The 26978-nt window shown below is 71.5% G+C and carries 25 protein-coding genes; 11 read left to right on the top strand and 14 right to left on the bottom strand.

Features of this window, described 5'->3' with window-relative positions:
- Nucleotides 1-29: 29 nt before the first annotated feature.
- Complete coding sequence (locus OO68_RS33510) at nucleotides 30-608, top strand: hypothetical protein (protein WP_033312979.1); 579 nt, start codon at nucleotides 30-32, stop codon at nucleotides 606-608.
- A gap of 67 nt (nucleotides 609-675) precedes the next feature.
- On the opposite strand, the gene OO68_RS33505 is transcribed toward OO68_RS33510, so the two are convergent.
- From OO68_RS33505 to OO68_RS33495, 3 genes are read right to left on the bottom strand one after another with little or no spacing between them, the layout of a single operon-like run.
- Nucleotides 676-1248, bottom strand: a complete 573-nt coding sequence (locus tag OO68_RS33505; protein WP_033312978.1) for a cob(I)yrinic acid a,c-diamide adenosyltransferase — start codon at nucleotides 1246-1248, stop codon at nucleotides 676-678.
- Between the two features lie 19 nt (nucleotides 1249-1267).
- Nucleotides 1268-2011: an ABC transporter permease gene (locus tag OO68_RS33500; RefSeq protein WP_033312977.1), complete on the bottom strand. Its 744-nt coding sequence runs from the start codon at nucleotides 2009-2011 to the stop codon at nucleotides 1268-1270.
- A gap of 17 nt (nucleotides 2012-2028) precedes the next feature.
- Complete coding sequence (locus OO68_RS33495; protein WP_033312976.1) at nucleotides 2029-2811, bottom strand: ABC transporter ATP-binding protein; 783 nt, start codon at nucleotides 2809-2811, stop codon at nucleotides 2029-2031.
- A gap of 79 nt (nucleotides 2812-2890) precedes the next feature.
- On the opposite strand from OO68_RS33495, the gene OO68_RS33490 reads away from it, so the two are divergent.
- The 4 genes from OO68_RS33490 (at nucleotide 2891) to OO68_RS33475 (ending at nucleotide 7752) form a co-directional block, all read left to right on the top strand.
- Complete coding sequence (locus OO68_RS33490) at nucleotides 2891-3532, top strand: TetR/AcrR family transcriptional regulator (protein ID WP_033312975.1); 642 nt, start codon at nucleotides 2891-2893, stop codon at nucleotides 3530-3532.
- Nucleotides 3533-3658: 126 nt separating this feature from the next.
- The gene (locus OO68_RS33485) at nucleotides 3659-4507 is read left to right on the top strand and encodes a 3-hydroxyacyl-CoA dehydrogenase family protein (protein ID WP_033312974.1); all 849 of its coding nucleotides are present in this window, start codon (nucleotides 3659-3661) and stop codon (nucleotides 4505-4507) included.
- Nucleotides 4508-4657: 150 nt separating this feature from the next.
- Nucleotides 4658-4981 (top strand): STAS domain-containing protein, encoded by a 324-nt coding sequence (locus OO68_RS33480; RefSeq protein ID WP_003993003.1) that lies wholly within the window; start codon nucleotides 4658-4660, stop codon nucleotides 4979-4981.
- Nucleotides 4982-5247: 266 nt separating this feature from the next.
- Entirely contained in the window at nucleotides 5248-7752 is a 2505-nt protein-coding gene (locus OO68_RS33475; protein ID WP_033312973.1) for an ATPase AAA, read from the top strand.
- Between the two features lie 67 nt (nucleotides 7753-7819).
- On the opposite strand, the gene nucS is transcribed toward OO68_RS33475, so the two are convergent.
- Nucleotides 7820-8491 carry an endonuclease NucS gene (nucS, locus tag OO68_RS33470; protein ID WP_033312972.1) on the bottom strand — a complete coding sequence of 224 codons (672 nt, stop codon included), beginning with the start codon at nucleotides 8489-8491 and terminating at the stop codon, nucleotides 7820-7822.
- Nucleotides 8492-8744: 253 nt separating this feature from the next.
- Here nucS and OO68_RS33465 point away from each other — a divergent pair, with 253 nt between their 5' ends.
- Nucleotides 8745-9137, top strand: a complete 393-nt coding sequence (locus tag OO68_RS33465; RefSeq protein ID WP_003993005.1) for an SCO5389 family protein — start codon at nucleotides 8745-8747, stop codon at nucleotides 9135-9137.
- Between the two features lie 84 nt (nucleotides 9138-9221).
- Here OO68_RS33465 and OO68_RS33460 read toward each other — a convergent pair whose 3' ends face one another.
- Entirely contained in the window at nucleotides 9222-10250 is a 1029-nt protein-coding gene (locus tag OO68_RS33460; protein WP_033312971.1) for an LLM class flavin-dependent oxidoreductase, read from the bottom strand.
- Nucleotides 10251-10516: 266 nt separating this feature from the next.
- On the opposite strand from OO68_RS33460, the gene OO68_RS33455 reads away from it, so the two are divergent.
- Nucleotides 10517-10849 (top strand): Rv1322 family protein, encoded by a 333-nt coding sequence (locus OO68_RS33455; protein WP_033312970.1) that lies wholly within the window; start codon nucleotides 10517-10519, stop codon nucleotides 10847-10849.
- A 6-nt stretch (nucleotides 10850-10855) separates the two neighbouring features.
- Here OO68_RS33455 and OO68_RS33450 read toward each other — a convergent pair whose 3' ends face one another.
- The 7 genes from OO68_RS33450 to mce all read right to left on the bottom strand — a co-directional run bounded on the left by OO68_RS33450 (nucleotide 10856) and on the right by mce (nucleotide 20765).
- The gene (locus OO68_RS33450) at nucleotides 10856-11737 is read right to left on the bottom strand and encodes an ABC transporter permease subunit (RefSeq protein ID WP_033312969.1); all 882 of its coding nucleotides are present in this window, start codon (nucleotides 11735-11737) and stop codon (nucleotides 10856-10858) included.
- Nucleotides 11734-13074: an ABC transporter ATP-binding protein gene (locus tag OO68_RS33445; RefSeq protein ID WP_033312968.1), complete on the bottom strand. Its 1341-nt coding sequence runs from the start codon at nucleotides 13072-13074 to the stop codon at nucleotides 11734-11736. Before OO68_RS33445 ends, OO68_RS33450 begins: the two co-directional genes overlap by 4 nt.
- 122 nt (nucleotides 13075-13196) lie before the next feature.
- Nucleotides 13197-13967, bottom strand: a complete 771-nt coding sequence (locus tag OO68_RS33440; protein ID WP_033312967.1) for an ABC transporter permease — start codon at nucleotides 13965-13967, stop codon at nucleotides 13197-13199.
- 2 nt (nucleotides 13968-13969) lie between these two features.
- Nucleotides 13970-14938 (bottom strand): ATP-binding cassette domain-containing protein, encoded by a 969-nt coding sequence (locus tag OO68_RS33435; protein WP_033312966.1) that lies wholly within the window; start codon nucleotides 14936-14938, stop codon nucleotides 13970-13972.
- Nucleotides 14939-15024: 86 nt separating this feature from the next.
- Nucleotides 15025-15960 (bottom strand): coiled-coil domain-containing protein, encoded by a 936-nt coding sequence (locus OO68_RS33430; protein WP_031107949.1) that lies wholly within the window; start codon nucleotides 15958-15960, stop codon nucleotides 15025-15027.
- 183 nt (nucleotides 15961-16143) lie between these two features.
- The gene (gene scy, locus OO68_RS33425) at nucleotides 16144-20091 is read right to left on the bottom strand and encodes a polarized growth protein Scy (RefSeq protein WP_033312965.1); all 3948 of its coding nucleotides are present in this window, start codon (nucleotides 20089-20091) and stop codon (nucleotides 16144-16146) included.
- A gap of 233 nt (nucleotides 20092-20324) precedes the next feature.
- Nucleotides 20325-20765: a methylmalonyl-CoA epimerase gene (gene mce / locus OO68_RS33420; RefSeq protein WP_033312964.1), complete on the bottom strand. Its 441-nt coding sequence runs from the start codon at nucleotides 20763-20765 to the stop codon at nucleotides 20325-20327.
- Between the two features lie 148 nt (nucleotides 20766-20913).
- Between mce and OO68_RS33415 the strand changes: the two genes are divergently transcribed.
- Both OO68_RS33415 and meaB read left to right on the top strand, forming a co-directional pair.
- The gene (locus OO68_RS33415) at nucleotides 20914-22122 is read left to right on the top strand and encodes an acetyl-CoA C-acetyltransferase (protein ID WP_078625613.1); all 1209 of its coding nucleotides are present in this window, start codon (nucleotides 20914-20916) and stop codon (nucleotides 22120-22122) included.
- Nucleotides 22123-22156: 34 nt separating this feature from the next.
- Complete coding sequence (meaB, locus tag OO68_RS33410) at nucleotides 22157-23113, top strand: methylmalonyl Co-A mutase-associated GTPase MeaB (protein ID WP_033312962.1); 957 nt, start codon at nucleotides 22157-22159, stop codon at nucleotides 23111-23113.
- Between the two features lie 352 nt (nucleotides 23114-23465).
- On the opposite strand, the gene OO68_RS33405 is transcribed toward meaB, so the two are convergent.
- Complete coding sequence (locus tag OO68_RS33405; RefSeq protein ID WP_033312961.1) at nucleotides 23466-24122, bottom strand: PepSY domain-containing protein; 657 nt, start codon at nucleotides 24120-24122, stop codon at nucleotides 23466-23468.
- Between the two features lie 116 nt (nucleotides 24123-24238).
- Here OO68_RS33405 and OO68_RS33400 point away from each other — a divergent pair, with 116 nt between their 5' ends.
- Nucleotides 24239-24907, top strand: a complete 669-nt coding sequence (locus tag OO68_RS33400) for a response regulator transcription factor (RefSeq protein ID WP_033312960.1) — start codon at nucleotides 24239-24241, stop codon at nucleotides 24905-24907.
- Nucleotides 24904-26313, top strand: a complete 1410-nt coding sequence (locus tag OO68_RS33395; RefSeq protein WP_033312959.1) for an ATP-binding protein — start codon at nucleotides 24904-24906, stop codon at nucleotides 26311-26313. The genes OO68_RS33400 and OO68_RS33395 overlap by 4 nt, the downstream gene beginning before the upstream one ends.
- A 126-nt stretch (nucleotides 26314-26439) precedes the next feature.
- On the opposite strand, the gene OO68_RS33390 is transcribed toward OO68_RS33395, so the two are convergent.
- Entirely contained in the window at nucleotides 26440-26916 is a 477-nt protein-coding gene (locus OO68_RS33390) for a MarR family winged helix-turn-helix transcriptional regulator (RefSeq protein ID WP_033312958.1), read from the bottom strand.
- Between the last annotated feature and the right edge of the window lie 62 nt (nucleotides 26917-26978).

The following is a 26978-nucleotide window of genomic DNA, read 5'->3' as shown; positions in this document are numbered from 1 at the left end:
CCTGGAAGGGTGACCGAGAGGAGCGAACCGTGATCGTCGCCTTGATCGCCGCCTGCGAGATCGGCTTCTGGGTGCTGCTGGCCGCCGGACTGGCCACCCGCTACCTGCTGAGGATGCCGCGCACCGGCCTGGCGCTGCTGTTGTGCGAGCCGCTGCTGGAGGTCGTCCTGCTGGTCGCCACCGCGCTGGACCTGAAGAACGGCGCCGACCCGAACTGGACGCACGGCCTGGCCGCGCTGTACATCGGCTACACCGTCGGGCACGGCCACCGCACCGTGAAGTGGCTCGACGGCCACGCGGCCCACCGGCTCGGCGGCGCACCGCCCCCGCCGAAGCCCCCGCGCTACGGCATGGCCCGGGCACGCCACGAGGGCAGGGTGTGGCTGGGCACACTGACCGGCGCCGTCGTCGCGACGGTGCTGCTCCAGCTGGCCATCTGGTACGTCGACGATCCGGGCCGCGTCACCTCCCTGGAGAGCTGGCGCTGGGTGGCCTGGCGCACGGCCGGGATCCACGGCCTGATCGCGCTGAGCTATGCGATCTGGCCGCGGAAGGCTCCCGCCGGGGAAGCCGAGGCAACGCTGGAGAAGGAGAGGGCGCAGCGCTAGGGCCCGAACGTCGACCGGGGGTCTGTGGGGGCTTGTCGCGCCGTTCCCCGCGCCCCTTCGGGAGCGCTTACCGCTCCCCGCCCGGCACCCACAACACGTCTCCGACCCGCTTGTTCGCCGTCCTCGCGAGGATGAACAGCAGGTCGGAGAGGCGGTTGAGGTAGGTCGCCGTCAGCGGGTTCATCACCTCTCCGTGCACCTCCAGCGCCGCCCACGTGGAGCGTTCGGCCCGGCGTACGACCGTGCAGGCCTGGTGGAGCAGGGCCGCGCCCGGGGTGCCGCCGGGGAGGATGAAGGAGCGGAGCTTCTCCAGCTGCTCGTTGAAGCGGTCGCAGTCCGCCTCCAGCTTGTCGATGTAGAACTGCTCGACCCGCAGGGGCGGGAACTCCGGGTTCTCCACCACCGGCGTCGACAGGTCCGCGCCCACGTCGAAGAGGTCGTTCTGGACGCGGGTGAGGACCTTGACGAGCTCCTCGTCCAGACCACCCAGCGCGATCGCCGTGCCGATCACCGCGTTCGCCTCGTTGGCGTCGGCGTACGCGGAGATCCGCAGATCGGTCTTGGCGACCCGGCTCATGTCGCCGAGGGCGGTGGTGCCCTGGTCGCCGGTCCTGGTGTAGATGCGCGTCAGATTGACCATGCGGCCAGCGTAGTTACGGTCAGGCCGTTCGGAACACGCGTGTGCCCACTGTCACGGACAGCGCCGTGAGACCGACGGCCACCAGCGCGCCGTAGAGCATGTGGGGTGTGGCGTAGCTGCCGACGTAGGCGTCCCGCACCGCGTCCACCAGATAGCGGAACGGCATGAGGTGCGAGAGGGCGTCCAGCCAGGCCGGTCCCAGGGTCATCGGCAGCATCAGGCCCGACAGCAGCATGGACGGCATGGTCAGCGCGTTGACCGCCGGGCCGAAGCTCTGCGGGGTGTCCATCCTCATCGCCAGTGCGTACGACAGGGCGGCCAGCGAGAGCGTGAGCAGGGCGACGAAGGCGAAGCCGATCAGCACCCCGGCCACGGGGGCCCGCAGGCCCATCACCACCGCCGCCAGCACCAGCAGCACGGCCTGGAAGACGAACACCGTGGCGTCCCGCAGCACCCGGCCCAGCAGCAGGGCCAGCCGGCTGACCGGCGTGACGCGCATGCGCTCGACCACGCCGTGCCCCTTCTCGATGATGATCGAGAAGCCTGCGAAGGACGCCCCGAACAGGCCGAGTTGGAGCAGCAGGCCCGGGACGAGCACCTGCCAGGAGCTGCCTCCCGCGCCGAGCGGCAGGTCCGTGAGCAGCGGGCCGAAGAACAGCAGGTACAGCAGCGGCATGAGCACTCCGAAGAGCAGCGCGAAGCGCGAGCGCAGTGACTGGCGGAGGTAGCGCCCGTAGACGAGGGCGGTGTCGTGCAGCAGCATCCGGATTCCTCTGCTTCTCATACGGCGACGGGGGTCTGGTCGGCCGGCGCGGCGCTGCGGCCGGTGATGGCGAGGAACGTGTCCTGGAGCGAGGCGTCGAGCGAGCCGCCGTACCGCAGCTTCAGCGCGCTCGGGGTGCCCTCGGCGACGACCACGCCGTGGTCCACGACGACCAGCCGGTCGGAGAGGGCGTCGGCCTCGTCGAGGTAGTGCGTGGTCAGGAAGACCGTCGTGCCGTGCTCGTCGCGCAGCCGGCGCACCAGGTCCCACAGGTCGGCGCGGCTGCCGGGGTCGAGACCGGTCGTCGGCTCGTCCAGGAACAGCACCTTCGGGCGGTGGGTGAGCGCCATCGCGATGTCCAGCCGCCGCCGCTGACCGCCGGACAGTGCGCCGCACTTGCGGTCGAGGAGCCCGGTGAGGTCCAGGTCGCGGGCCAGTTCCCCGGCGCGCTCCACGGCCTGCGTTCTGGTCAGCCGGTACAGCCGCCCCTGGGTGAGCAGTTCCTCCCGCACGCTGATCTGCGGATCGACCCCGCCGGACTGCGCCACGTAGCCGCAGGCCCGCCGCACCCCTGCCGCGTCCGTCGCCAGGTCGCATCCCGCGACGGTCGCGGCGCCGCCGGTCGGCGCCAGCAGGGTCGTCAGCATTCGCAGGGTCGTCGTCTTGCCGGCCCCGTTCGGGCCGAGGAAGCCGAGGATCTCGCCCTCGCGGACGGTCAGGTCGATCGAGCGCACGGCCTCCACGGGGCCGTTCTTGGTCAGGAAGGTACGGGCCAGCCCGGCCGTACTGATGATTGCCATGACCCCAGAAAAACAGAGTCTCTTAAAGTTTGCAATGACCCCAAGTTTTCAGAGCCTCCAGGGAAGCTAGGATTCGGACATGGCTGAGGGGCTCAGGGAACGGAAGAAGCGCGAGACCAGGCAGCGCATCTCGGACATCGCCACCGGGCTCTTCCTGGAGCACGGGTTCGTGACGGTGACGATCGCCGACGTGGCGGAAGCGGCCGACGTCTCCGTGAACACCGTCTACAACTACTTCCCGGCCAAGGAGGACCTCTTCTTCGACCGCTCCCAGGGCGTCGTCGACCGGCTCTCGCGCTGGGTGCGCGGCCGGGACACGGGGGAGTCGGCCGCCCGGGCCGTGCTGCGCGAGCTGCGCGCCGAGATCGAGGCCGTCTCGCCCCGTATGGGCCTCATCGAGGGCTACGACCGTTTCATGCGCTGCATCGAAGAGGCGCCACCGCTGCGCTCCCGGCTGTGGAGCATGCAGCAGGAGCTCCAGGACAACCTGGAGGCGACCCTCCGCGAGGAGACCGGGGCCACAGCCGGCGACCCGCTGCCCGGGCTGATCGCCGGTCAGATCTGCTGGGTCCACGGCACCCTTTTCGTCGCGATCGGCCGCGAGATGGTCAAGGGGCGCAACCCGGACGAAGTGTCACGGGAGATGCTCGTCGTTCTCGACGACATCGAGGAGCTGTTGGGCGACAAGGTGCTCAACTACGCCGTACGAGGCGCCGCGTGACCCCTCCTGGTGTGATGTCCGTCATGTGAGACGTGACGCGCATTACTTACTGGTCACACAGCCCCTCACGAGCGCTAGTGTCCGGCCGAGAAGCAGACATAAGCAGCGCGTCAGGGGAGTCGCACAGTGGCAGGGAAGCTCGCCGTCATCGGGGCCGGCCTCATGGGAGCCGGCATCGCCCAGGTCTCCGCTCAGGCGGGCTGGGAGGTGGTCCTTCGTGACGTCACCGACGAGGCACTGACGCGCGGCACCGACGGCATCAAGGCGTCGTACGACAAGTTCGTCGCCAAGGGCAAGCTGGAGGCGCACGACGCGGACGCCGCCCTGGCCCGCATCACCGCGACCACCGACCTGGACGCCGCGGCCGACGCGGACGTGGTCGTCGAGGCCGTGTTCGAGAAGCTCGAGGTCAAGCACGAGATCTTCCGGGCGCTCGACAAGAACGTGAAGGACGAGGCGATCCTCGCCTCCAACACCTCCGCCATCCCGATCACCAAGATCGCGGCGGCCACGGGGCGCCCGGAGCGGGTCGTCGGCACGCACTTCTTCTCGCCGGTGCCCATGATGCAGCTGTGCGAACTCGTCCGCGGCTACAAGACCAGCGACGAAACCCTCGCCACGGCCCGGCGGTTCGCCGAGTCGGTCGGCAAGACCTGCATCGTCGTCAACCGCGACGTCGCCGGCTTCGTGACGACCCGTCTCATCTGCGCCCTGGTCGTCGAGGCCGCGAAGCTCCAGGAGTCGGGCGTGGCCAGCGCCGAGGACATCGACCTGGCCTGCAAGCTGGGCTTCGGCCACGCCATGGGCCCGCTGGCGACGGCGGACCTGACCGGCGTCGACATCCTGCTGCACGCCACGAACAACATCTACACCGAATCCCAGGACGAGAAGTTCGCGGCCCCCGAGTCGATGCGCCGGATGGTTGACGCCGGTGACATCGGACGCAAGAGCGGGCAGGGCTTCTACAAGCACTGAAACCGCACATGCCCCGGGCTCATCACACGCCCGGGTGAATTCGGTATCGGTTCGCTTACAAGAAGCAACCTCTGACTCCTCCACACAGTCAGAGGTTGCATCACCCACATCCAGAACGCGGAGCACGATTCGCACGCACGGGGAGCGCATATGCACATCAGGGGCGACCACGCCGAGCTGGTCGTCGGGGGCCGCCTCGACGTCCGGAGCGCGGCGGACGCCCGAACGGTCCTGCACTCGGCCGTCGACGACGGAGTCGGCGATCTGGTGCTCGACCTGTCCGAACTGGACTCCTGGGACGCCACCGGTCTGGGCGTGATCATGGGAGCCCACCGGCGGGCCGGCCGCTGCGGCCGGCGCCTGGTGCTGCGCGGCGTACCGCCGCAGATGCAGCGCCTGCTGGTGGCCACCCGCCTGCACCGGATCCTGGCGATCGAGGGAGGCATCGGGGTGGAGACGCTTCCCCGCGTGTGACGCCTCGTACGGGTGTGAGCCGGGCGACCGGGGAGACCCGGACGCACGTCGCCGCATCGTGCGACGCGCACAATCCTCACGAGACCGTGACGTTACGGACGGCGCGGTACCCCGGACTGTCGTAGATACTGTGCGAAGGTTTAGGGTTCGGCTGCCCGCTGCATTGACACCCTTCGGCGGGACCGGACCAGAAGCGACAGCGCGGTGTGCAGCAAGGCCGGGAGGGGCTTTTCCAAGCACACACACGCTTTTGGGGGGCTTGACCTATGGATCCTGACAACCAGGGACCCGAGGAGTACGGCCACGAAGGTGACGGCCCCGCGCCGCGCCAGCGCCCTCCCAGGGAATCCCTCACACCGGACTTCGCGCAGCACGCGCCGGCGCTCGCGCGCACGGTGCAGCTCGTCTCCGGCGACTTCCTGCTGACCGTCAACCCCGTCGACGGCAGCGAGATAGAGGCCTGCCCGCCCGCCGAACGACCCGCCCGGCCCGTGAAGCTCACCGCGGCCGAGCGCGCCGAGGCCGAGCGCGCCGCCCGCCCGCCCGTCCCGCCCGGCCCCGCGCTGCCCGTCCTGCCGCTGCTGGCCCGCCAGGACGAGCGCGAGCGCCTGGTGCGCCTGCTCGCCCGCGGCCGCTCCACGCGCCTCACCGGTGCGGCCGGCTCCGGCCGCACCCGCCTCCTCGACCTCGTCGCGGAGGACTGCTCCGACCTCGCCCCCGACGGCGTCGTCCGCCTCAACGGCTTCGGACGCACCGCCGGCGACCTGCTGTACGACCTGTTCCACGCCGTCTACAGCGCCCCCCTGCACCGCCCGGACCGGGACGAACTGCTCACCTACGTCCGTGACATCGGCGCGGTCGTCGTCCTGGACGACCTGGAGTTCGGCGGCGCCGCGCTCGACGAGCTGCTGGAGGCCACCCCCGAGTGCGCCTTCCTGCTCGGGGCCACCCCGGACGTGCCGGCCCCCTCCGCCGACGCCGGCGTCGAGGAGGTCCTCCTCGGCGGGCTGGAGCGCGCGGCCGGGCTCGACCTGCTGGAGCACGCCGTCGGCCGGACCCTCACCGAGGACGAGTCCAACTGGGCGGGCGACCTCTGGTTCGAGTCCGAGGGACTGCCGCTGCGCTTCGTCCAGGCCGGCGCCCTGCTGCGGCAGCGCGACCGGCTGCGCGCCGGTGCCGGCGCCGTCGACGAGTTCGGCGTCTTCGAGGCCGTACCGCCGGCCGACCCCGCCGACGCCTACGACCTCGGTGACGACGTGCCGCTGCCGGCACTCGGCGAGGCCGCCGCGCCCGCACCGCTGCTCGCCTCCCGGCTCAGCGCCTCCGCCCGCGCCACCCTGCGGTTCGCCGTCGCCCTGGGCGGCGAGGTCCCGCACCAGGCCCATCTGCCCGCCCTGGTCGGCGACACCCACGCGGACGCCGCACTCGGCGAACTGGCCGCCTGCGGCCTGGTCTCCCCGGTCGGCTCCCGCTACCGCCTCGCGGCCGGCGTGCCGGCCCAGCTGGAGGCCGCCGGGTACGGCGACGAGGCCGAGGCCGGAGCCCGCAGCGCCGCCCAGCACTACTCCTGGTGGGCCGGGCACCCGTCGGTCACCCCGGAGCGCGTGTGCGCCGAGGCCGACGCGATCCTCGCCGCCCTGGCCCTCCTCGGACCGGCCACCCGTCCGCCCGCCGAGGACGAGGAGAGCGCGGCCGTCCACCTGGCCCGCACCGCCGCCCCCGCGTTCGCCGCCGGACTGCACTGGAGCGCCTGGGAGCGGGCCCTGCGCTCCGGCGCCGAGGCCGCCCGGCTCGCCGGGGACGTCGGGGAAGAGGCCTACTTCCACCACGAGCTCGGTGTCCTCGCCCTGTGCGGGGGGCAGCTCGACCGGGCCCGTGCCGAACTGGAGGCCTCCATCGGCCTGCGCGGCGCCCTCGCCGACAAGCGCGGGACCGTCGCCGGCCGCCGTGCCCTCGCCCTGGTCGCCGACCGCTCGGGCACGCCGATCGGGCTCGGGCCGACCGCTGGGGAGGAGGTGCCCGACGCCCGTGACGAGGAGTCGGCGTCCCCGCCCGGCGGTGTTCCGGCGGCCTTCCCGACGCTCCAGAAGCCGGCCCCCCCGACCCTGGTCACCCACCGCAGCTCGCCCGCGCCGTCACGCAAGGCGCGCGGCGGCCTCAAGGGCCTGGCCCGGCGCAACCTCGTGGCCGCCGGTGCCGGTGCCCTGCTCGTCGCGATCCTGGGCACGGTGGTGACGCTCGGCGCCACCTCCGACAAGGATCAGAACCCGCCGTCCGACCAGGTCGGCGTCAACCCGTCCGCCAGCCAGGGCGTCAACGACGGCAGCCTCGGCGCCGACCCGGCGGCGAACGACGGCGACGGCGACAACGGCGAGCCGGCCCCGCGCCCGACGGACCCGGGCCCCGACGGCACGCTCGGCACGTCGGACGACCCGACGCCGTCGGACTCCCCGAGCGGTTCGCAGGACCCGAGTGACTCCGCGTCGCCGTCGAAGCCGCCGTCGTCCTCGAAGCCGCCCACGTCCTCCAAGCCGCCGACGACGTCCAAGCCCCCCACGACGTCCAAGCCGCCCACGTCGAAGCCGCCGACGTCCGAGCCGCCGACCTCGCAACCGCCCACCTCCGTGCCACCCACCTCGGAGCCGCCCACGACCAGCCCGTCCACCTCCGACTCGGCCAGCGGCCCGGCGCCGAGCGCTCCCACGAGCACCACCGCGAGCGCGTCGGAGAGCACCACGGGCACGCCGAGCGGCTCGGAAACGGTGATCTGACACCCGGGCACACGACAGGGCCGGGTCCGTTCCGCGGACCCGGCCCTGTTCGTCGTCGTAGGGGCTGTCAGAACAGCCGCAGCTTGTCGTCCTCGATGCCCCGCAGCGCGTCGTAGTCGAGGACCTGGCAGCCGATGCCGCGGTCGGTGGCGAGGACGCGGGCCTGGGGCTTGATCTCCTGGGCCGCGAAGACACCGCGCACCGGGGCGAGATGGGGATCGCGGTTCAGCAGCTCCAGATAGCGCGTGAGCTGCTCCACGCCGTCGATCTCACCGCGCCGCTTGATCTCCACCGCGACGGTCTTGCCGTCGGCGTCCCGGCACAGGATGTCGACCGGCCCGATGGCCGTCGGGTACTCGCGGCGGATCAGCGTGTAGCCCTCGCCGAGTGTCTCGATGCGGTCGGCGAGCAGCTCCTGGAGGTGCGCTTCCACGCCGTCCTTGATCAGGCCGGGATCGACGCCCAGTTCGTGCGAGGAGTCGTGGAGCACTTCCTCCATCGTGATGATGAGCTTCTCGCCCGCCTTGTTGACGACGGTCCAGACGCCCTCTTCCTCGCCGGTGCCCTCCTTCAGGGTGCAGGGCGGCGACATCCAGTTCAGGGGCTTGTAGGCCCGGTCGTCGGCGTGGATCGAGACGCTGCCGTCCGCCTTCACCAGGATCAGGCGCGGGGCCGAGGGAAGGTGGGCGGTGAGCCGCCCGGCGTAGTCCACGGAGCAGCGGGCAATGACGAGACGCATGGTCGGCAACGCTACTCGACGGGCACCTGTCCACGCGATTCGCCCTGGAAAACACGTGTTCGGTAATGGCCGATTGTGTGCATGGTGTGCTCAGCGGGAGTGTCTCATCTGCGCATTTTCCTGGTGCCGTCACCGTACGTTGCTTACCGTATGAACGGGAGGTCGCGAGGCGTGTACGCAGCGTGTCCGGTATCGCGAACTCCCCCTATCTGTCCGGCAACCCCTGCTCACCGGGGGTGCGAGAGGAGAACTCATGTCGCTCGACGTCTCACCGGCCCTACTCGAACAGGCCGAGCGAGGCGAGGTCGACGAAGCGGAATTCGTCGACTGCGTCCGGACCTCCCTGCCTTACGCGTGGGAGATGATCAGCTCACTGGTGGCCCAGCTGAAGGTGGACGGCGGTGCGTTCGCCGACAACCAGACGCCCCCGCCGGACGAGCAGGCACGCGGCCAGCTGCTGCGTGCGCTTGCGAGTGACGCGATACGCGGCGCGCTGCAACGGCACTTCGGTGTGCGGCTGGCTTTCCAGAACTGCCACCGGGTGGCCGTGTTCCCGCTTGACTCCTCGGTCGACGAGAAGCTGGACCGCTTCACCTCGGTCCGCAGTCAGGTGCTGAACCAGTCACCCGAGTTCAGGGACTGCTGACGCGGCGCCGCTTGCTTGCCGCTCCGTACGCGGGAGGTGCAGTTCTGTACCGGAGCGGCAAGCCCCCAGGAACCCACCGCGCTCTCAGACGAGTTGGGGCAGCACCTCGGCGCCCAGCCGCCGCACGTTCTCCTCGGTCGCCGCCAGGTCCCCGGAGCCCTCGACGAGCAGCGCGAAGCGGGAGATGCCCGTCCGCTCGCTGGTAGCGGCGAGCCGGTCCGCGCACAACCGCGGGGTGCCCACCGGGTGCAGTCCGCAGAGCAGTTCGGTGTACGCCAGCGGGTCGCGCATCCGGCGTGTGCGCCCGTCGACCGTGACATGGGCCTCCAGGCCCTGCTTCAGCCAGCCCGGCATCGCCTTCATCAGCGTCTCCGCCGCGTCGACCCGCCGGTCCGCGATCTGGCAGACGCCGGCCGACACATGGGACGCGGCCCGGATCTCCTCCGGCGACCGGCCGCAGGCCCGCGCGTGCTGCCGCCACAGCGCGACCATCTCGGCCTTCTCCTCGTCCCCGACGTGCATCCCGAGCAGCATCGAAAGACCCCGCTCGGCCGCCAGCCGCACACTCGACGGCGAGGTGCAGGCGACGACCAGCTCGGGCCCCACGGCCTCCGTCAGCGCCTCCGACGGCCGCGGCACCACCGGGACTTCACGGAAGCGGAAGCGCTCCCCGTCGGCCGCCACGGACGACTCGCGCAGCCACCGCACCAGCAGCTCCAGGGACTCCGGGAACCCCTTCTCGTACGCCTCCAGGCCCGCGCCGAACACTTCCAGGTCGACCCACGGGCCGCCGCGCCCGACACCGAGCGTGAAACGGCCACCGCTCGTGTGGTGCAGCAGCGCGGCCTGTTCACCGAGGGCCACGGGGTGGACGGTGGGCAGCACACTGACCGCCGTGCCCACCCGGATGCGGCGGGTGCGGCCCAGCAGTAAGGCGGCCAGGGTGATGGCCGACGGGCACGTGCCGTACGGCACGAAGTGGTGCTCGGCCAGCCAGACCGTGTCGAGCCCGGCCTCCTCGGCCACCTCGGCCGAGCGGACCGCGCGGTGCAGCGCCTCTCCCTCGCCCTGACCGGGGAACTGGGCCGCCAACACGAAACTTCCAACGCGCATTGCTTTCCTGCTTCCTTGGCTCCGACACGGAGCTCCCCCACAGCGCATAACCGTCTGACACGTGCCGAGGACACGGCCGGGCGGAGTATTTTGCGGATTGTCTGCAGAATGGGGCGTTCCGCCGGGGGCCGGGGGACGGAACCCGGGGCCGGGTCCGCCGCGCCCGCGAAGGACTTGTGGCGAGTTGGTGCCGTACGCGTACCCCGGTGCGCGCCGCGTAGGCTGGACGCGGCCCGTGCTTCCTGTATAGCCCCGAGAGGTGTCCCGTGTCCCCGCGTCGCAACCGACCCAAGGGCGCCGCTTCGTCCGGCCGGAGCGCCGAGGACGACCGCCCCGGCCGCTACGGCGGCTGGCAGTCCTCGGAGAACTGGCAGGGCGAGAACTGGAGCGTGCGGCACGTGGCCGGTGCGAGCGCGCAGGGCAAGAGCTACCGCTGCCCCGGCTGCGACCAGATGATCCCGGACGGGGTGCCGCACGTGGTGGCCTGGGCCGAGCACACGGGCGTCGACGACCGCAGACACTGGCACAAGGCCTGCTGGAACGCGCGGGACCGCCGCACCCCGGGGGTGCAGCGGTCCCGTAACGCGCCGAAGTTCTGAGCGGACTCAGACGTCCCGCTTCTCCAGCAGCGCGAAGGCGCCGGCGAACGCGACGGCCGTGGCGCCGAGCATGATCCACAGCGGGTCCCAGCCGGACGGGCCGGACTGGCTGAGGGAGTTGGAGTAGAAGACGCTGAGCTGGTTCGGGATCGAGTACTCGAACAGGGCGTCGCGCACGCCCTGCAGCGACTCCGAGAACATGAACAGCGCGATCACCAGCGGGGCCAGCACGGCGCCGATCATGATGGTGATGGCGCCGGCCGAGTGCCGGATCATCGAGCCGACGAGGAGCGAGAGCAGGCCCAGCAGCGCGATGTAGAGCGAGATGCCGACCGTGCCCTTCAGCCACTCGCCGCCGGAGGGCGACTTGGCGCCGTCGCCCTCCAGCATCGCCACGTGCAGGAAGGCGACGAGGGACGCGGACACCAGTGTCACGACGAACGCGGTCAGGAAGAACACCACGGCCTTCGCCGCCAGCACCCTGCCCCGGCTCGGGCACGCGACCATCGTGGTGCGGATCATGCCGGTGCCGTACTCCGAGGCCGTGGTCAGCACGCCCAGCGTGATGATGCACATGCTGCCCAGCAACAGCCCGAAGAAGCCCAGCCCGAGGGGGCTCTCGCCGCCCAGGGCCGGGTCGGAGTTGGCCACCACCACGCCGGTCAGCGTGCCGATGCCGATGACGAGCAGGACGAACACACCGAGCGTCCACAGGGTGGAGCGCACCGACCTGATCTTCGTCCACTCGGAGGCGATGGCGTTGCCGAGGTGCGTGCGCACGATCGGGATCGGCGAGGTGTAGCCGGGGCCCCCGGCGTGCGGGGCGGAACCGGGCGCCGCCTGCCAGGCGGGCGCGGCCTGCGGCATCTGGGACTGGGGGCTGCTCATCGGGCGTCCTCGGGCTTGGTCAGATCGGAGGTCGGGGCGGCGGCGGGTGCCGGCGGCGCCGCCGGGGCGGGCTGCGCGGGGGCCGAGGCGGCCGGCTGGGCGGCGGGAGTCTGCGGTGCGGGCTGGGCGGGAGCCGCGGGAGCCTGCGGTGCGGGCTGTGCGGTGCCCTGGGGCGCGGGCTGGGCGTACGGGTTGGGCGTTCCCGCGCCAGGGGCGCTCGGAGCGGCGATGGGAGCGCCCGGGGCGCCGTACGGGCCCGCAGGAGCCTGGCCCGGTGCGCCCTGCGGGGGAGCCGGGAACGGCTGGCCGCCCTGCTGGGGCGGCGGCGGGGCGTACCACCCCGGCTGGCCCTGACCGGGCACCGGCATCGGCGGTTGCGCGCCGGGCGGCAGCGGCTGCTGGAGCCCTTCCTTCTGGTCGATCGTCGAGCGGTAGTCGACGGCGCCCTGCGTCATCCGCATGTACGCCTCCTCCAGGGAGGCCTGGTGCGGCGACAGTTCCCACAGCCGTACGTCGTGGTCGTGCGCGATGTCGCTGATGCGCGGCAGAGCCAGCCCCGTCACGCGCAGCGCGCCGTCCTGCTCCGGCAGCACGTGGCCGCCCGACTCGGTCAGCGCGGCCGACAGCTTCTCGCGCTGCTGCGGCTCGGTGTCGGGCGTGCGCACCCGGGCGAAGTCCGCGGAGTTCGCCGAGATGAAGTCGGTCACGCTCATGTCGGCGAGCAGCTGACCGCGCCCGATGACGATGAGGTGGTCGGCGGTCAGCGCCATCTCGCTCATCAGGTGGGAGGAGACGAAGACCGTACGGCCCTCCGCCGCCAGCGCCTTCATCAGGTTGCGGACCCAGAGGATGCCCTCGGGGTCGAGGCCGTTGACCGGCTCGTCGAACAGCAGCACCTGCGGGTCGCCGAGCAGCGCGGCGGCGATGCCGAGCCGCTGCCCCATGCCGAGGGAGAAGCCCTTGGACCGCTTCTTGGCGACGTCCTGAAGACCGACGACCCCGAGCACCTCGTCCACCCGCCGGGCCGGAATGCCCGACAGCTGGGCCAGGGAGAGCAGGTGATTGCGGGCGGACCGGCCGCCGTGCACCGCCTTGGCGTCCAGCAGGGCGCCGACCTGGCGGGCGGCGTTGGGCAGCCTGCGGTACGGATAGCCGCCGATCGTCACCTGCCCGGCCGTCGGGTTGTCCAGGCCGAGGATCATCCGCATCGTCGTGGACTTGCCCGAGCCGTTCGGTCCGAGGAAGCCGGTGACGGCCCCGGGCCGCACCTGGAAGGAAAGGTTGTACACAGCGGTCTTGTCGCCGTAGCGCTTCGTCAGGCCGACTGCTTCGATCATGCTCCGCACCCATCGCAAGGTTCAGGACAGCGGGGCACACGCCCCCGTAAGGGTTAGGAGGATATCGAGGCGCTGACGGTTCCGCCCAAGAGGAGGTAAAAGGTCAGGCCAAGCCCGTCCCTCTAGGCATCGCGCTTCTTCAGCAGCACGTAACCGCCGACGAGCGCCGCGAGCACCCACAGCCCCATGATCCCTAGGCCGCCCCACGGCCCGTACGGAGTGTCGTCGTCGATCGGCGTGACCACCTGCATGATCTTGCTGCCGGCCTGGTCGGGAAGGAACCGGCCGACCTTCTTCGTCGCGTCGACGTTGCCCAGGATGTTGGAGATCAGGAAGAAGAACGGCATCAGGATGCCCAACGACAGCATCGGCGAGCGCAGCATCGCGGCGACGCCCATGGAGAACATCGCGATCAGTGCCATGTAGAGGCCGCCGCCGAGCACGGCCCGCAGCACCCCGGGGTCGCCGATCTCCGCCCGGTGCGAGCCCAGCATCGCCTGCCCCAGGAAGAAGGCGGCGAAGCTGGTGACGAGCCCGACCAGCAGCGCGAGCCCACTGGCGACCGCGATCTTGCTGAACAGGAAGGCGCCGCGCTGCGGCACCGCGGCCAGCGAGGTGCGGATCATGCCGGTGCTGTACTCGTTCGACACGACCAGCACCCCGAAGACGATCATCGCGAGCTGCCCCAGGCTCATCCCCGCGAAGCTGATGAACGTGGGGTCGAAGTCGGCCCGGTCCTGCGCGTTCATCGAGTCGAACTCGTTCTTCGACAGCGCCGAGATCAGCATGCCGAGGGCGACCGTCACGACCACCACCAGCGAGAGGGTCCACACCGTGGACGCCACCGACCGGATCTTGGTCCACTCCGACCGTACGACCTGTGTCACCGCCATGCTCAGCCCCTCTTCCAGCCGTCGCCCCACTGCTGCCGCGCGGGCTCAGGGCTCGCCGGGCTCGTTTCACTGTGCGCGTGGTACTCCACCGACTCCGCCGTCAGCTGCATGAACGCCTCCTCCAGCGAGGCCTGTTGCGGGCTCAGCTCGTGCAGCGTGATCCGGTGCTGGGCCGCCAGCTCACCGATCCGCTCGGCCTTGCCGCCGTCCACCTCCAGCACCCCGTCCCCGCTCTCCACCGTCACGATCCCGGCCTGGTGCAGCACATCGAGCAGCCGCTCCCGCTGCGGACTGCGGACCCGGACGTACGAACGTGAGTTGCGGGCGATGAAGTCCGCCATGGAGGTGTCCGCGAGCAGCCGGCCCTGCCCGATGACGACGAGGTGCTCGGCCGTCAGGGCCATCTCGCTCATCAGATGGGAGGAGACGAACACGGTCCGGCCCTGCGCCGCGAGCGACTTCATCAGGGTGCGGATCCAGTGGATGCCCTCGGGGTCGAGGCCGTTGACCGGCTCGTCGAACATCAGGATCCGCGGGTCGCCTAGCAGTGCGGCGGCGATGCCGAGCCGCTGCCCCATGCCCATCGAGAAGCCCTTGGTCTTCTTCTTCGCGACCGCCGTCAGCCCGACCGTCTCCAGCACGTCCCGGACGCGGCCGCTCGGAATGCCGTTGCTCTGCGCGAGGCACAGCAGATGGTTGTAGGCGGTGCGCCCGCCGTGCCAGGCCTTGGCCTCCAGCAGGGCGCCGATGTACGTCAGCGGGTCCTTGAGCTGCTCGTAGTGCTTGCCGTCGATACGGACGTCGCCCGCGGTCGGGTGGTCGAGCCCCAGGATCATCCGCATGGTCGTCGACTTGCCCGCGCCGTTCGGCCCGAGGAAGCCGGTGACGATGCCCGGTCTCACGGTGAACGACAGGTTGTTGACCGCCACCTTCTCGCCGTACCGCTTGGTCAGCCCCTCCAGCTCAATCATGCCCGCCACGCTAGAACGGGACAAAGCCCTCTGCCACCCGAGCGGCAGAGGGCTTTGCGGAGATTCAGCCTCCGTATGCCCGCGTGTTACCGGGACTGCTGCGCCGGGACCCCACGGGAGATCGGCTCGTCCTCGGCCGGCGTGCCGGCGGCGGCCACCGCGGCGCCCGTGAGCGTCGCGAGCATCTCGCGGACGTTCGTCAGCTGGGCGTTGATGCTGTCGCGGCGGTTGGTGAGGGCGGCCAGCTCGCGCTCGGATTCCGAACGGATGCGGTCGGCCTTGGCGTTGGCGTCGGCCACGATGTCCTCGGCCTGGCGCTGGGCCGTCTCCACCGTCTGGCGGGCGCGGCGCTCGGCGTCCGTGCGCAGCTTCTCGGCCTCCAGGCGCAGCTGCTCGGCGCGGTGCTCGATCTCGGCGAGGCGCTTCTCGGCCTTGGCCTGACGGGAGGCCAGGTCGCGCTCGGACTGCTCGCGGCGCTTGGCGAGGTTCGTCTCGAAGTCGGCGGCGGCCTGCGCGGCCTTCGCACGGGTCTCCTCGAAGAGGGCGTCCGCCTCCTCGCGCTTGGACTGCGCGTCCTTCTGCGCCTCGGCACGCAGCTGGGACGCGTCACTCTTGGCCTTCTCGACGATCCGCAGGCCCTCGTCCTCGGCCTTCGCCTTGCGCTCCGCCGAGTACGACTCGGCGTCGTTGCGCACCTGCTGGGCCGCCGACTCGGCGAGCTCGCGGTGCTGCTCGGCCGCGCGCCGGGCCTCCTCGCGCAGGTCCTTCGCCTCTTCCTCGGCGAGGCGGAGGATCTTCTCCACGCGCGCACCGAGACCCGCGTACGACGGCTCGGCGTCGGTGATCTGGGCCTGGGCGTTCTGCGTCTCGAGGTGGAGCTCTTCGATGCGCTTTTCCAGAGCGGTGATGCGGGCGAGAGCGCTGTCACGGTCGGAGACGAGCTTGGAGATACGTTCGTCCACCTGAGCGCGGTCGTACCCACGCCGCACAAGCTCGAAGCCGTAGGGGGAAGTGTCGCTCATGGGGTTCCTGTCGAATGAGACCGGTGAGGTGATAGGTGGAATCCTAGGGGCCGAAACGGTGTGTCATCGAGCGGATGCGCGTTTGATCTGGAAAATGACACCCCTTTTGAGTGGCTAACCCCCGGTCCGCTTGCCAAAGACTTGGTCAAAGGCCCCAGCACACACCGGATTCGCCCCGTTTGGCTAGCTATCCGAGCCCTTGCCACCCGAACGGGGTGCGCCGACCGTCGCGCCCGCCTTGACTCCGTTGTCCTTGCCCGCGGCGGGGGCCTCGAAGGACTCCAACGCCTCCAGGACGTCCTGGACACGGGAGATCTCGGCGTTGATGTCCTCGCGGCGGCGGACCAGGACCTCCAGCTCGCGCTTGCCCTCCTCGACCGTGCGCTTGGCCTCGCGGATCGCCTCGGCCTTGAGCTCCTCGGCCTCCCGGACCAGCGTGGACTTCTTCTGCTCGGCCTCCTTGAGCAGCCCCTCCGCCTTCTTCACCGCGGCGATACGGACCTTGCCCGCCTCGGAGTTGGCCTCCGACACGATCTCCTTTGCCTTCGCCTGCGCCTTCGCCAGCTGCTCCTCGGCCGCCTTGACGAGGGCGTCGCAGCGGTCGCCCGCCGACTTCATCGCCTCGGCCGACTCCCGGCGGGCCCGCTCGTGCAGCTCCTCGATCTCGGAGGTGATGCGGTCGCGCAGCTCCTCGGCACGCTCCCTTATCTGCGTGGCGTCCCGGCGCGCGCCGACGAGCAGCTCGTCGGCGTCCGTACGGGCCTTCTCCACCCGGGAGTTGCCCTCGACCGTCGCCTCGGAGACGAGCCGGTCGGCCTCCTTGCGGGCCGCCCCGACCATGGTGTCGGCCCGCGACTCGGCCTCCGCGGTGGTTTTGTGCGCCTGCTGCTGCGCCTCGGTCAGCAGCTTGTCCGCCTCGGCCGTGGTCTCCGTGATGAGCTTGTCGACCTGCTCGGCCGCCTCGGAGCGCCGCTTGTTGGCGTCCTTGCGGGCCTCGTCCAGCGTGCGGTCGGCCTCCTCGCGCGCGGCGCTGACCAGCCGCTCCGCCTCCGCCTCCGCGTCGGTCTTCACCCGTCCGGCCTCGGCGCGGATCCGCTCCGCGTGCTGCTGCGCCGAACCGACCGTCTCGGCGGCCTCGGCCCGCAGTCGCTCCGCCTCGCTCGTGGCGTCCCCGACGAGCTGCTCGGCCTTGGCGACCGACTCCGAGCGCACCCGCTCGGCCTCGGTGGCCGCCTCGGAGCGGACGCGCTCGGCCTCGGAGAGGGCCTCCGTGCGGACCCGCTCCGCCTCGGCGACCGTGTCCATGCGCAGCCGGTCGGTCTCCTGGACCGTCTCCGTCGTCAGCCGCTCCGCCTCGTTGCGGGCCTCGGTGATGAGGGTGTCCGCCTGCGTCGCCGCGTCCGAGCGGATGCGGTTGGCGTCCTCCCGGGCGTCCGCCCGGGTGCGCGAGGCGCTCTGCTCGGCCTCGGCGATCGCGTCCGACGCCTCCGTGCGCACCCGCTGGGCGTGCTCGGCGACGTCCGCGCGGATCCGCTCCGCCTCCGAGATCGCCTCGGACATCGTCCGCTCGGCGAGCGCCTTGGCGGCCTCGGACTCCTCGTGCGCCTCGCGCCGCAGCCGGCCCGCGTCCTCGCTCGCCCGCTCCCGCTCGGCGTAGGCGTCGGAGCGGACCCGGTCCGCCTCCTCCTGGGCCTCGCGGCGCGTACGGTCCGCCGCGTGCTCGGCGGCGGAACGCAGACCGGTGATCTCCTCCTGGGCCTGCTCGTGCAGTCCCGCGACGGAGTCCCGGACTTGCTGAGCGTGCTGCTCGGCCGCCGACACCATCTCCGTGGCACGGCGGTCGGCCTCCTCGACCAGCCGTACGGCCTCGGTCTGCGCCTCCTCCACGCGCTTGCGCGCCGAGGCCAGCAGCTCCTCGCTCTGCTCGCGGGCCCGCTCGCGCTCCTGGTCGGCCTCCTGCCGGGCGCTCCCGAGCAGCTCCTCGGCCTCGCGGCGGCGCCGGTTGGCCTCCTCCTGGGCGGCGGCCAGCGTCTCCGACGCCTCCGCGGCGAGCCGCTCGGCGGCGGACTGCGCCTCCGCGCGCATCCGGTCGGCGCTCTCCTGCGCCTCCGACTTCAGCCGCTCGGCCTCGCTCGCCGCCTCCGAGCGCAGCCGTACGGCGACGGCCTCGCCCTCGGCACGCGCCGCGGACGCGTCGGACGCGGCCTCGTCGCGCAGCCGCTCGGCCTCCGCCTCGGCCTGCTGCTGGAGCGTCCGGATCCGCTCGGCGGCCTCGGCGCGCAGCCGTTCGTTCTCCTCGGTGGCCTCGCGGCGGATCCGCGCGGCCTCCTCGCGGGCCTCCGACAGCGCCTGCTCGGCGGCCGTCAGCCGCTCCTCCGCCTCCGTCTGGAGCCGTGTCAGCTCCTCGGCGGCCTCCGCCCGGCGGACCTCTATGGCCCGCTCGGTCTCCTCGTGCAGCTCCCGCGCCGCGCGCTCGGCGTCCTCACGGAGCGCCTCGGCCTGCTCGACGACCTCCTCGCGGTGCCGCTCGGCCTCCTGCCGGGTGCGCTGGAGGGTCTCCTCGGCCTGCCGGCGCAGGGTCGTCGCCCGCTCGATGGCCTCGGTGCGGACCCTCTCACTGTCCGTCTGGGCCGTCGTGCGCAGCTCGTCCGCGTCCGCCTTGGCCTTGGCGAGCAGCTCCTCGGCGGACTTCGCCGCCTCCTCGATCTGCGCCACGGCCTCCTTGCGGGCCTCTGCGCGGATCTTCTCGCCCTCGTCGACCGCGTCCGCCCGCAGCTGCTCGGCCTCGCCGCGCAGCCGGCGGGCCTCCTCCTGCAGCTCGACCGTCTTGGCGCGGTACTCCTTGGTGTCGTCCTTCGCGGCGCCCTTGAGCTGCTCGGCGATGTCGTGCGCCTCGGCCCGCAGCCGGTCCGCCTCGGCCTCGGCCTCCGAGCGGATCCGCTCGGCCTCCTCGGCCGCCGCCTTCGTGGTCTTCTTGGCGTCCTCCGACGCCTTGTTGAGGACCTCCTCGGCGGTCCTGGCCGCCTTGGACAGCTGGGTCGCGGTCTCCTCGGCGGTGAGCGTGCGGGCCTTCTCGGAGGCCTCCGCGACGATCTTCTCGGCCTCGGCGCGGGCGTCGGCGACCAGCTGCTCGGCCTCGGACTTGGTGTTCTCGGCCTCCTTCGTGGCCTCCTCGACCAGCCGGGCGACCTGCTCCTTGGCGGTGCGCGTGCGCGTCTCGTTCGCGGACTCGGCACTCGCCAGGGCCTTGGCGGCGGCCTCCTTGGCCTCCGTGACCAGCTTCTCCGACTCGGCCTGCGCCTTGCGCAGCGCCTCCTCGGCCTCGGCCATCCGCTGCTCGGCGGCCTTGCTCAGCTCCTGGGCCTCGCGGCGCGCGGACTCCGACTCGGTGGCGGTCGACGTCCGCAGCTGCTCGGCATGGTCGGTGGCCTCCTGGGCCTGCGTGGAGGCGGCGTTGAGCAGGCGCTCGGCGTCCGTGCGGGCGCGGCGCAGGATCTGCTCGGCCTCGGCCCGGGCCTCCTCGGCCGCGCCCGTCAGGCGCTGCCGGGCCTCGGTCGTCAGCCGCTCGGCCTCCGCCCGGGCGGAGGCGAGGGCCTGCTCGGCCTCGGCTCGGGACTCCTCCAGCAGCCGGCGGGCCTGCTGCTCGGTGCGGGCCCGCAGCTGCTCGGCCCAGGCCACGTTCTCGTTGACGTGCGACTCGACCGTCTGGCGGCGCTCGGCCAGCTCCTGGTCCAGCTGCTGGCGGCGGGTCACCGCCTCCTGGTGCAGCTCGGCCTGGAGCCGGGCGGCCTGCTCGGCGTGCTCCTGGAGGATCCGCTGGGTCTGCGCCCGGGCCTCGCTCAGCTCGCGGTCGGCGTCCGCGCGGATCTGGTCGGCCTGCATCTGAGCGTTGCGCAGCAACTGCTCGGCCTGCCAGCCGATGTCGCCCCCCTCGAAGGAGGGCCGGGACATGATGGTGCGCCGCGCCTCGTGCAGCTTGGCGCGCAGCACCTCGACCTGGTAGCCGAGGTCCTCGGCGTGCTGGATCGCCTTTTCCCGTTCGGTCTTCAGCCGCTTCATCTCGGCTTCGAACCGAGAGAGGTGGTCGACGTCAGCCGCCGGCTCTCGCTCCTGGCTCTCGTAGCCCCGCACTGCGCGGTCCCATCCGTCCCCTGGTCGCAACACTCTCCAAACGAGCTCCGTCCATCCGCCGAACGGGGCCCCCGGGGAATGGTGTCAGATCATCGGCGGAGCAGAGGCTGCTGCCCCGACGCTCGTCCCCCGAAACCCGGACCCCGGTGGTCCTGCCGCAGCACGGCGGGACCGCGGTCACCCTGGACTGAGCGGCGACCGCCCCCAACCCTACCGGCCCCTATGTACGAGGGTCAGTGCTCAGGTGACTCAACAGGCGCCGAAGTGACCAGTTCTGTCAGTACGCCATGACAGTCCTTGGGGTGCAGGAAGGTGATCCGTGACCCCATGGAACCGACTCGCGGCTCTTCGTACAGCACGCGTACGCCCTTGCCCTTGATCTCCTCGGCGTCGCCGTCGACGTCTGCCGTACCGAAAGCGATGTGGTGGACGCCTTCGCCGTTCTTCGCGAGCCACTTGGCGACGGTGGAGTCCTCGCGGGTCGGCTCCAGGAGCTGCAGGTAGGAGGCACCGCCGTCGGACGTCTCGTTGATCTTGAGCATGGCCTCGCGCACACCCTGCTCCTCGTTGACCTCGGAGTGGAACACCTCGAAGCCGTAGGTGGCACGGTAGAACTCGACGGTCCTGTCGAGGTCGAAACAGGCGATTCCGATGTGGTCGATTCGCGTCAGCATGGATTCAGTGCAACGCCCCGGAGGTGGTTACGCAACGTGCGCGCGATCACACCGACAGCCCGATGACGGCACGGAGTGCCACTCAGTACATTCGAAGTAAACCCTCGTTCACTCCTCGGCTGTGCAGCCGGTAAGGGGATCGCAGCTCATGTCTTCTGGAACTTCCGAAGCGAACAGCTCGGTGATCGTCGCGGGAGCGCGTACGCCCATGGGGCGGCTGCTCGGATCGCTGAAGTCCTTCTCCGGAGCCGACCTCGGCGGCTTCGCGATCAAGGCCGCCCTCGACCGTGCGGGGATCGGTGGCGACCAGGTGCAGTACGTGATCATGGGCCAGGTGCTCCAGGCCGGGGCGGGGCAGATCCCGGCCCGCCAGGCCGCCGTCAAGGCCGGCATCCCGATGAACGTGCCGGCGCTGACCATCAACAAGGTGTGTCTGTCCGGCCTCGACGCCATCGCGCTCGCCGACCAGCTCATCCGCGCGGGCGAGTTCGACGTGGTCGTCGCCGGCGGCCAGGAGTCCATGACCAACGCCCCGCACCTGCTGCCGAAGTCCCGCGAGGGCTTCAAGTACGGCGCCGTCGAGATGCTCGACGCCATGGCCTACGACGGTCTGACCGACTCCTTCGACGGCGTCGCCATGGGCGAGTCGACGGAGAAGCACAACACCCGTCTGGGCATCGCCCGGCCGGAGCAGGACGAGATCGCCGCGCTGTCGCACCAGCGGGCCGCCGCGGCGCAGAAGAACGGCCTGTTCGAGGCCGAGATCACGCCCGTCGAGATCCCGCAGCGCAAGGGCGACCCGGTGCTGTTCAGCAAGGACGAGGGCATTCGCGGTGACACGACCGTGGAGTCGCTCGGGAAGCTGCGTCCGGCGTTCTCCAAGGACGGCACGATCACGGCCGGTTCCGCCTCGCAGATCTCCGACGGTGCCGCCGCCGTCGTGGTGATGAGCAAGGCCAAGGCCCAGGAGCTCGGCCTGGAGTGGATCGCCGAGATCGGGGCGCACGGCAATGTGGCCGGGCCGGACAACTCGCTCCAGTCGCAGCCGTCCAACGCGATCGTGCACGCGCTGAAGAAGGAGGGCCTGGAGGTTGCGGACCTCGATCTCATCGAGATCAACGAGGCGTTCGCGGCCGTGGCCGTGCAGTCCATGAAGGACCTCGGGGTGTCCACCGAAAAGGTGAATGTCAACGGTGGGGCGATTGCCCTGGGTCACCCGATCGGGATGTCCGGTGCGCGGCTCGTGCTGCATCTCGCGCTGGAGCTGAAGCGGCGTGGCGGTGGCGTGGGTGCGGCCGCGCTGTGCGGTGGTGGTGGTCAGGGTGACGCGCTGATCGTGCGCGTGCCCAAGGCCTGATTCCCGGTACGTCCCTTATCTGAACGGAGCTGTGATGCAGGACGTCTCCACCCTGGTGGCCCAGGCCAGGGAAGGCCGGCCGCGGGCCGTGGCCCGGCTGATCTCCCTGGTGGAGGGGGCGTCCCCGCAGCTGCGGGAGGTCATGGCGGCGCTCGCGCCGCTGACGGGCGGGGCGTACGTGGTCGGGCTGACCGGGTCGCCCGGGGTCGGCAAGTCGACGTCGACCTCGGCGCTGGTCTCCGCCTACCGCAAGCAGGGCAAGCGGGTCGGCGTGCTCGCCGTCGACCCGTCGTCCCCGTTCTCGGGCGGTGCGCTGCTCGGGGACCGGGTGCGGATGTCGGAGCACGCGTCCGACCCGGGCGTGTACATCCGGTCGATGGCGACGCGCGGGCACCTGGGCGGGCTGGCCTGGGCGGCCCCGCAGGCGATCCGGGTGCTGGACGCCGCCGGCTGTGACGTGATCCTGGTCGAGACGGTGGGCGTGGGGCAGTCCGAGGTGGAGATCGCCTCGCAGGCCGACACGTCCGTGGTGCTCCTCGCGCCGGGGATGGGGGACGGGATCCAGGCGGCCAAGGCCGGGATCCTGGAGATCGGCGACGTGTACGTCGTGAACAAGGCGGACCGGGACGGGGCGGACGCGACGGCTCGCGAGCTGAACCACATGCTGGGGCTGGGGGAGTCCCGGGGGCCGGGCGACTGGCGTCCGCCGATCGTGAAGACGGTCGCGGCGCGGGGCGAGGGCGTCGACGAGGTCGTCGAGGCGCTGGAGAAGCACCGGGCCTGGATGGAGGAGCGGGGCGTACTGGCGGAGCGGCGGGCGGCCCGCGCTTCGCGCGAGGTCGAGACGATCGCGGTGACGGCACTGCGGGAGCGGATCGGAGACCTGCACGGGGACCGGCGCCTCGGGGCGCTGGCGGAGCGGATCGTGGCGGGGGAGCTGGATCCGTACCGTGCGGCTGACGAGTTGGTGGCGGGGTTGACGGAGGGCTGAGGCCACTTACGCCTGACCACCGGGGGTGGGTCGGGGCCGCGCCGGGGGGTGTCCGTCCTCGGAACGGCGCGATGGGGTGTCGTACCGGCTGACTGGCGTTGACGCGCCAACCGCTGCGGGCGGACACCCCCCGACACGTCCCCTGCTCGCGGTGCGCGGGTGCGGACCGTCCCCGCTGCGGGCATGCGTGCCGCTAGGGGCGGCACGGGTGGGCGCAGCACCCCGTTCCGCCGGGCTGCGGACCCACCCGACCTCAGCGCCGACGCAGCGGCACCTTGCGACACAGGGCTGCGGACCCACTCGGCCCCGGCGTCCGTGTGGACGCCGGGGCCGTGAGAGGGACAGCTGCTGATCAGTCCTGGTCGTCGGCGTCGTCCGCGTCGTCGTCCTGCGCGTCGGCGCGGTCCGCCGTGACCTTGCCCGACTTCAGGTCGATCTTCCAGTCCTGCTCGGCTCCGCCGGACGTGCGGGTCTCGGCCTCCCAGGACTTGTCCTTGCCGTCCTCGTCAAGGCCGACGGACGTCACCACGCCCTTGCCGGAGGCGGCCTTCGCGGCCTCCTCGGCGCTCACCGAGGAACCCTTCAGCGCGGCCCGCACCTGCGCCGTGTCGTCCTCGTCGTCGGTCTGCGAGCCCAGGACCTTGCCGTTGGACGGGTCGACGCTCACGCTGTGCCAGGTGTTGTCGCCCGACAGGACGTCGACGTTCCAGACCACCTTGCCGCTGTCGTCCTCGTCGTCCAGCTCGGCGGAGACGACCGTGCCGGACGTGTGCTTCAGCGCGGAGGCGATGGCCTCGGGCGCGGTGACGTCGGAGGAGGAGACCTTGGCGTCGTCGTCGCGGTCGTCGCGGTCGTCCTGATCTTCACGGTTGCCGTCGTCCGACAGCTTCGTGTTCGCCGCCTGCCGCGCCGAGCCCTGGTCGTCTCCCGTGGTCGCGATGGCCGTGGCCGTCCCGCCTCCGATCAGAGCGGCGGCAGTCACAGCGGCGATCACGATGTTGCGCTTCATGCGGATTCCTCCCGAGTCGTTTCGTTTTCGACGTCTTCGACTCTGGCTGACGGAGGCTGAGAGGAACCTGAAGGCCCCTGAAGTGATCTTCAGGTTCCCTTTGCCACTCTTTACGCATGCGCCTGTTGATCGTGGAGGACGAGAAGCGGCTGGCCCTGTCGCTCGCCAGGGGCCTGACGGCCGAGGGGTACGCCGTGGACGTCGTCCACGACGGACGGGAGGGGCTGCACCAGGCATCGGAGGGCACGTACGACCTGGTGATCCTCGACATCATGCTGCCCGGCCTGAACGGCTACCGGGTCTGCGCTGCCCTGCGCGGCGCCGGGCACGACGTTCCGATCCTGATGCTGACCGCCAAGGACGGCGAGTACGACGAGGCCGAGGGCCTCGACACGGGTGCGGACGACTACCTGACCAAGCCGTTCTCGTACGTCGTGCTGGTCGCCCGGGTCAAGGCGCTGCTGCGGCGGCGCGGGCAGGGGGCTGGGGCCTCGCCCGTGCACGTGCACGGTGATCTGAAGGTGGACACGGCGGCCCGGCGGGTGTTCCTGGGCGAGGACGAGATCGCCCTCACCGCCAAGGAGTTCTCCGTACTGGAGCAGCTCGTGCTGCGGGCGGGCGAGGTGGTGTCCAAGTCCGAGATCCTGGAGCACGTCTGGGACTTCGCGTACGACGGTGACCCGAACATCGTCGAGGTGTACGTCAGCACGCTGCGGCGGAAGCTGCGCGCCGGGCTGATCCGGACCGTGCGCGGGGCCGGCTACCGGCTGGAGACGTCGCCGTGAGGCGGCTGTTCGGTTCCGTCCGGGCACGGGCCACGCTGGGAGCCACGCTCGTGGTCGCGGTGGCGCTCGTCGCGGCCGGGGCCGCCGTGCTGCTGTCCCTGCGGTCCAACCTGATCGGCGAGGCCGGCACGCAGGCGGAGCGCTCCGCGAGGGCCGTCGCCTCCGAACTCGCCGCCGGAACGCCGTACGACAAGCTCTCCGGGCTGGACGGCGATGACGGCCCGGTGCAGGTCCTGGACGAGCGGAAGCGACTGGTCGCGGCCAGCGAGGACCTGGAGCGGATCAGCGGGACGGACAGCGGACGGGTGAAGCCGCAGCCGGCCGCGACACCCCCCGGCGACGATGATGACGACCCCGAGGACGCGGGCGAGGCCCTGGAGCCCGGTGAGATCTCCGGGGAGAGCGTCTTCAGCAACGGGTCCGCGACCATCGACGGGGAGGCGCAGGACTACCGGTTCGCCGCCGTCGAGGTCGAGACCCACGACCGGGGGCACCTCACGGTCTACGCCGGTTCCCCGCTGGCCGCCGAGCACGGGGCCGTGCGCACCGCGCTGACGGTGATGCTGATCGGGTTCCCGCTGCTGCTCGGCGTCGTCGCGGCCGTGACCTGGCTGGTGACCCGGCGGGCCCTGCGGCCCGTGGAGGGGATCCGGCGCGAGATGGCCGCGATCACCCAGTCGGAGGATCTCGCGCGGCGCGTTCCCGAGCCGGACACGCACGACGAGATCGCCCGGCTGGCCAGCACCACCAACGAGACGCTCGCGGCGCTGGAGACGTCCGTGGAGCGGCAGCGGCGGTTCGTCGCCGACGCCTCCCACGAGCTGCGCAGTCCGATCGCCTCGCTGCGGACACAGCTGGAGGTGGCCGCCGCGCACCCCGAGCTGCTGGACCTCGACGGGGCCGTGGAGGACACCGTCCGGCTCCAGCGGCTGGCGGCCGATCTGCTGCTGCTCGCCCGGCTGGACGCGGGGGAGCGGCCGGGCGACGCGAAGGTCGACCTCGCCGGGCTCGCCCGGGAGGAGGCCGAGGGCCGGCCGGGTGTGACCGTGGACGCGGAGCGGGTGGAGGTGGCCGGCTCGCGGGGGCAGCTGGGCCGGGTGCTCGCCAATCTGCTCGACAACGCCCAGCGGCACGCCCGGTCGGCCGTGACCGTGGACGTGCGGCGCGAGGGCGACCGGGCCGTGGTCGGGGTGGCCGACGACGGTGACGGCGTGCCCGACGGCGACCGGGAGCGGATCTTCGAACGGTTCGTCCGGCTGGACGCGGCCCGAAGCCGCGACGACGGCGGAGCCGGGTTGGGACTCGCCATCGCCCGGGACGTGGCCGTCCGGCACGGCGGCACACTCACCGCCGGACGAGGGCCCGCAGGCGGAGCCCTGTTCGAACTCCGCCTGCCGCTCGCCTAGGGGGTGTCCGTAAAGTCGCGTCGTTCGCCCGGAGGGCGGGCGCCGCGGCGTTCGGTGCGTGCTCTCGGCGTGCCGGGCGTCGCGGGGCAGGCGGGACTTTGCGGACACCCCCTAGGGGGTGTCCGGCTACGGGCGTCCGCGATGCCCGCGCAGGTGCTCCGCGATGGGCTTGAGGGCCTTGTCGAGCTCGGTCAGGGCCTCGGGGGACAGCAGGTCGATGAAGTGCCTGCGCACGGACGCCACATGGTGGGGCGCGACCTTCTGCATCGTCGCCATGCCGTGGTCGGTGAGGACCGCGTAGAGCCCCCGGCGGTCCGACTCGCAGTTCTCCCGCCGGACCAGGTTGGCGTTCTCCATACGCGTGATCTGGTGCGAGAGGCGGCTCTTGGACTGGAGGGTGGCGGAGGCGAGGTCGCTCATCCGCATCCTCTGGCCCTCGGACTCGGAGAGATTCACCAGGATCTCGTAGTCGTTCATTGTCAGGCCGAACGGCTGCAGGTCCTTCTCGAGCTGGTACGTCAACAGCCTGTTGACCTCCAGGTGGGTGCGCCAGGCGCACTGCTCCGCATCGGTCAGCCAGCGGGTGGCCGTCTCGGTCTCCATGAATGAAGTCTACCTAAAAGGTTGAAAGGCGAACTAGTGAGGGGTGGCGTGTGACGGCGCAC

Source organism: Streptomyces iakyrus (genome assembly GCF_000717055.1).
GTDB lineage: Bacteria > Actinomycetota > Actinomycetes > Streptomycetales > Streptomycetaceae > Streptomyces > Streptomyces iakyrus.
This window is presented reverse-complemented; position numbering and strand designations above follow the sequence as displayed.

What these genes read in the sequence shown, in the direction of transcription:
- nucS (WP_033312972.1), bottom strand. Translation starts at nt 8,491, where the DNA reads ATGCGTCTCGTCATTGCCCGCTGCTCCGTGGACTACGCCGGGCGGCTC.
- OO68_RS33500 (WP_033312977.1), bottom strand. Translation starts at nt 2,011, where the DNA reads ATGCTGCTGCACGACACCGCCCTCGTCTACGGGCGCTACCTCCGCCAG.
- OO68_RS33390 (WP_033312958.1), bottom strand. Translation starts at nt 26,916, where the DNA reads ATGGAGACCGAGACGGCCACCCGCTGGCTGACCGATGCGGAGCAGTGC.
- OO68_RS33430 (WP_031107949.1), bottom strand. Translation starts at nt 15,960, where the DNA reads ATGAGCGACACTTCCCCCTACGGCTTCGAGCTTGTGCGGCGTGGGTAC.
- OO68_RS33465 (WP_003993005.1), top strand. Translation starts at nt 8,745, where the DNA reads ATGTCGCTCGACGTCTCACCGGCCCTACTCGAACAGGCCGAGCGAGGC.
- OO68_RS33450 (WP_033312969.1), bottom strand. Translation starts at nt 11,737, where the DNA reads ATGAGCAGCCCCCAGTCCCAGATGCCGCAGGCCGCGCCCGCCTGGCAG.
- meaB (WP_033312962.1), top strand. Translation starts at nt 22,157, where the DNA reads ATGCAGGACGTCTCCACCCTGGTGGCCCAGGCCAGGGAAGGCCGGCCG.
- OO68_RS33475 (WP_033312973.1), top strand. Translation starts at nt 5,248, where the DNA reads ATGGATCCTGACAACCAGGGACCCGAGGAGTACGGCCACGAAGGTGAC.
- OO68_RS33400 (WP_033312960.1), top strand. Translation starts at nt 24,239, where the DNA reads ATGCGCCTGTTGATCGTGGAGGACGAGAAGCGGCTGGCCCTGTCGCTC.
- OO68_RS33435 (WP_033312966.1), bottom strand. Translation starts at nt 14,938, where the DNA reads ATGATTGAGCTGGAGGGGCTGACCAAGCGGTACGGCGAGAAGGTGGCG.
- OO68_RS33415 (WP_078625613.1), top strand. Translation starts at nt 20,914, where the DNA reads ATGTCTTCTGGAACTTCCGAAGCGAACAGCTCGGTGATCGTCGCGGGA.
- OO68_RS33445 (WP_033312968.1), bottom strand. Translation starts at nt 13,074, where the DNA reads ATGATCGAAGCAGTCGGCCTGACGAAGCGCTACGGCGACAAGACCGCT.
- OO68_RS33490 (WP_033312975.1), top strand. Translation starts at nt 2,891, where the DNA reads ATGGCTGAGGGGCTCAGGGAACGGAAGAAGCGCGAGACCAGGCAGCGC.
- OO68_RS33405 (WP_033312961.1), bottom strand. Translation starts at nt 24,122, where the DNA reads ATGAAGCGCAACATCGTGATCGCCGCTGTGACTGCCGCCGCTCTGATC.
- OO68_RS33460 (WP_033312971.1), bottom strand. Translation starts at nt 10,250, where the DNA reads ATGCGCGTTGGAAGTTTCGTGTTGGCGGCCCAGTTCCCCGGTCAGGGC.
- OO68_RS33495 (WP_033312976.1), bottom strand. Translation starts at nt 2,811, where the DNA reads ATGGCAATCATCAGTACGGCCGGGCTGGCCCGTACCTTCCTGACCAAG.
- OO68_RS33480 (WP_003993003.1), top strand. Translation starts at nt 4,658, where the DNA reads ATGCACATCAGGGGCGACCACGCCGAGCTGGTCGTCGGGGGCCGCCTC.
- OO68_RS33505 (WP_033312978.1), bottom strand. Translation starts at nt 1,248, where the DNA reads ATGGTCAATCTGACGCGCATCTACACCAGGACCGGCGACCAGGGCACC.
- OO68_RS33440 (WP_033312967.1), bottom strand. Translation starts at nt 13,967, where the DNA reads ATGGCGGTGACACAGGTCGTACGGTCGGAGTGGACCAAGATCCGGTCG.
- mce (WP_033312964.1), bottom strand. Translation starts at nt 20,765, where the DNA reads ATGCTGACGCGAATCGACCACATCGGAATCGCCTGTTTCGACCTCGAC.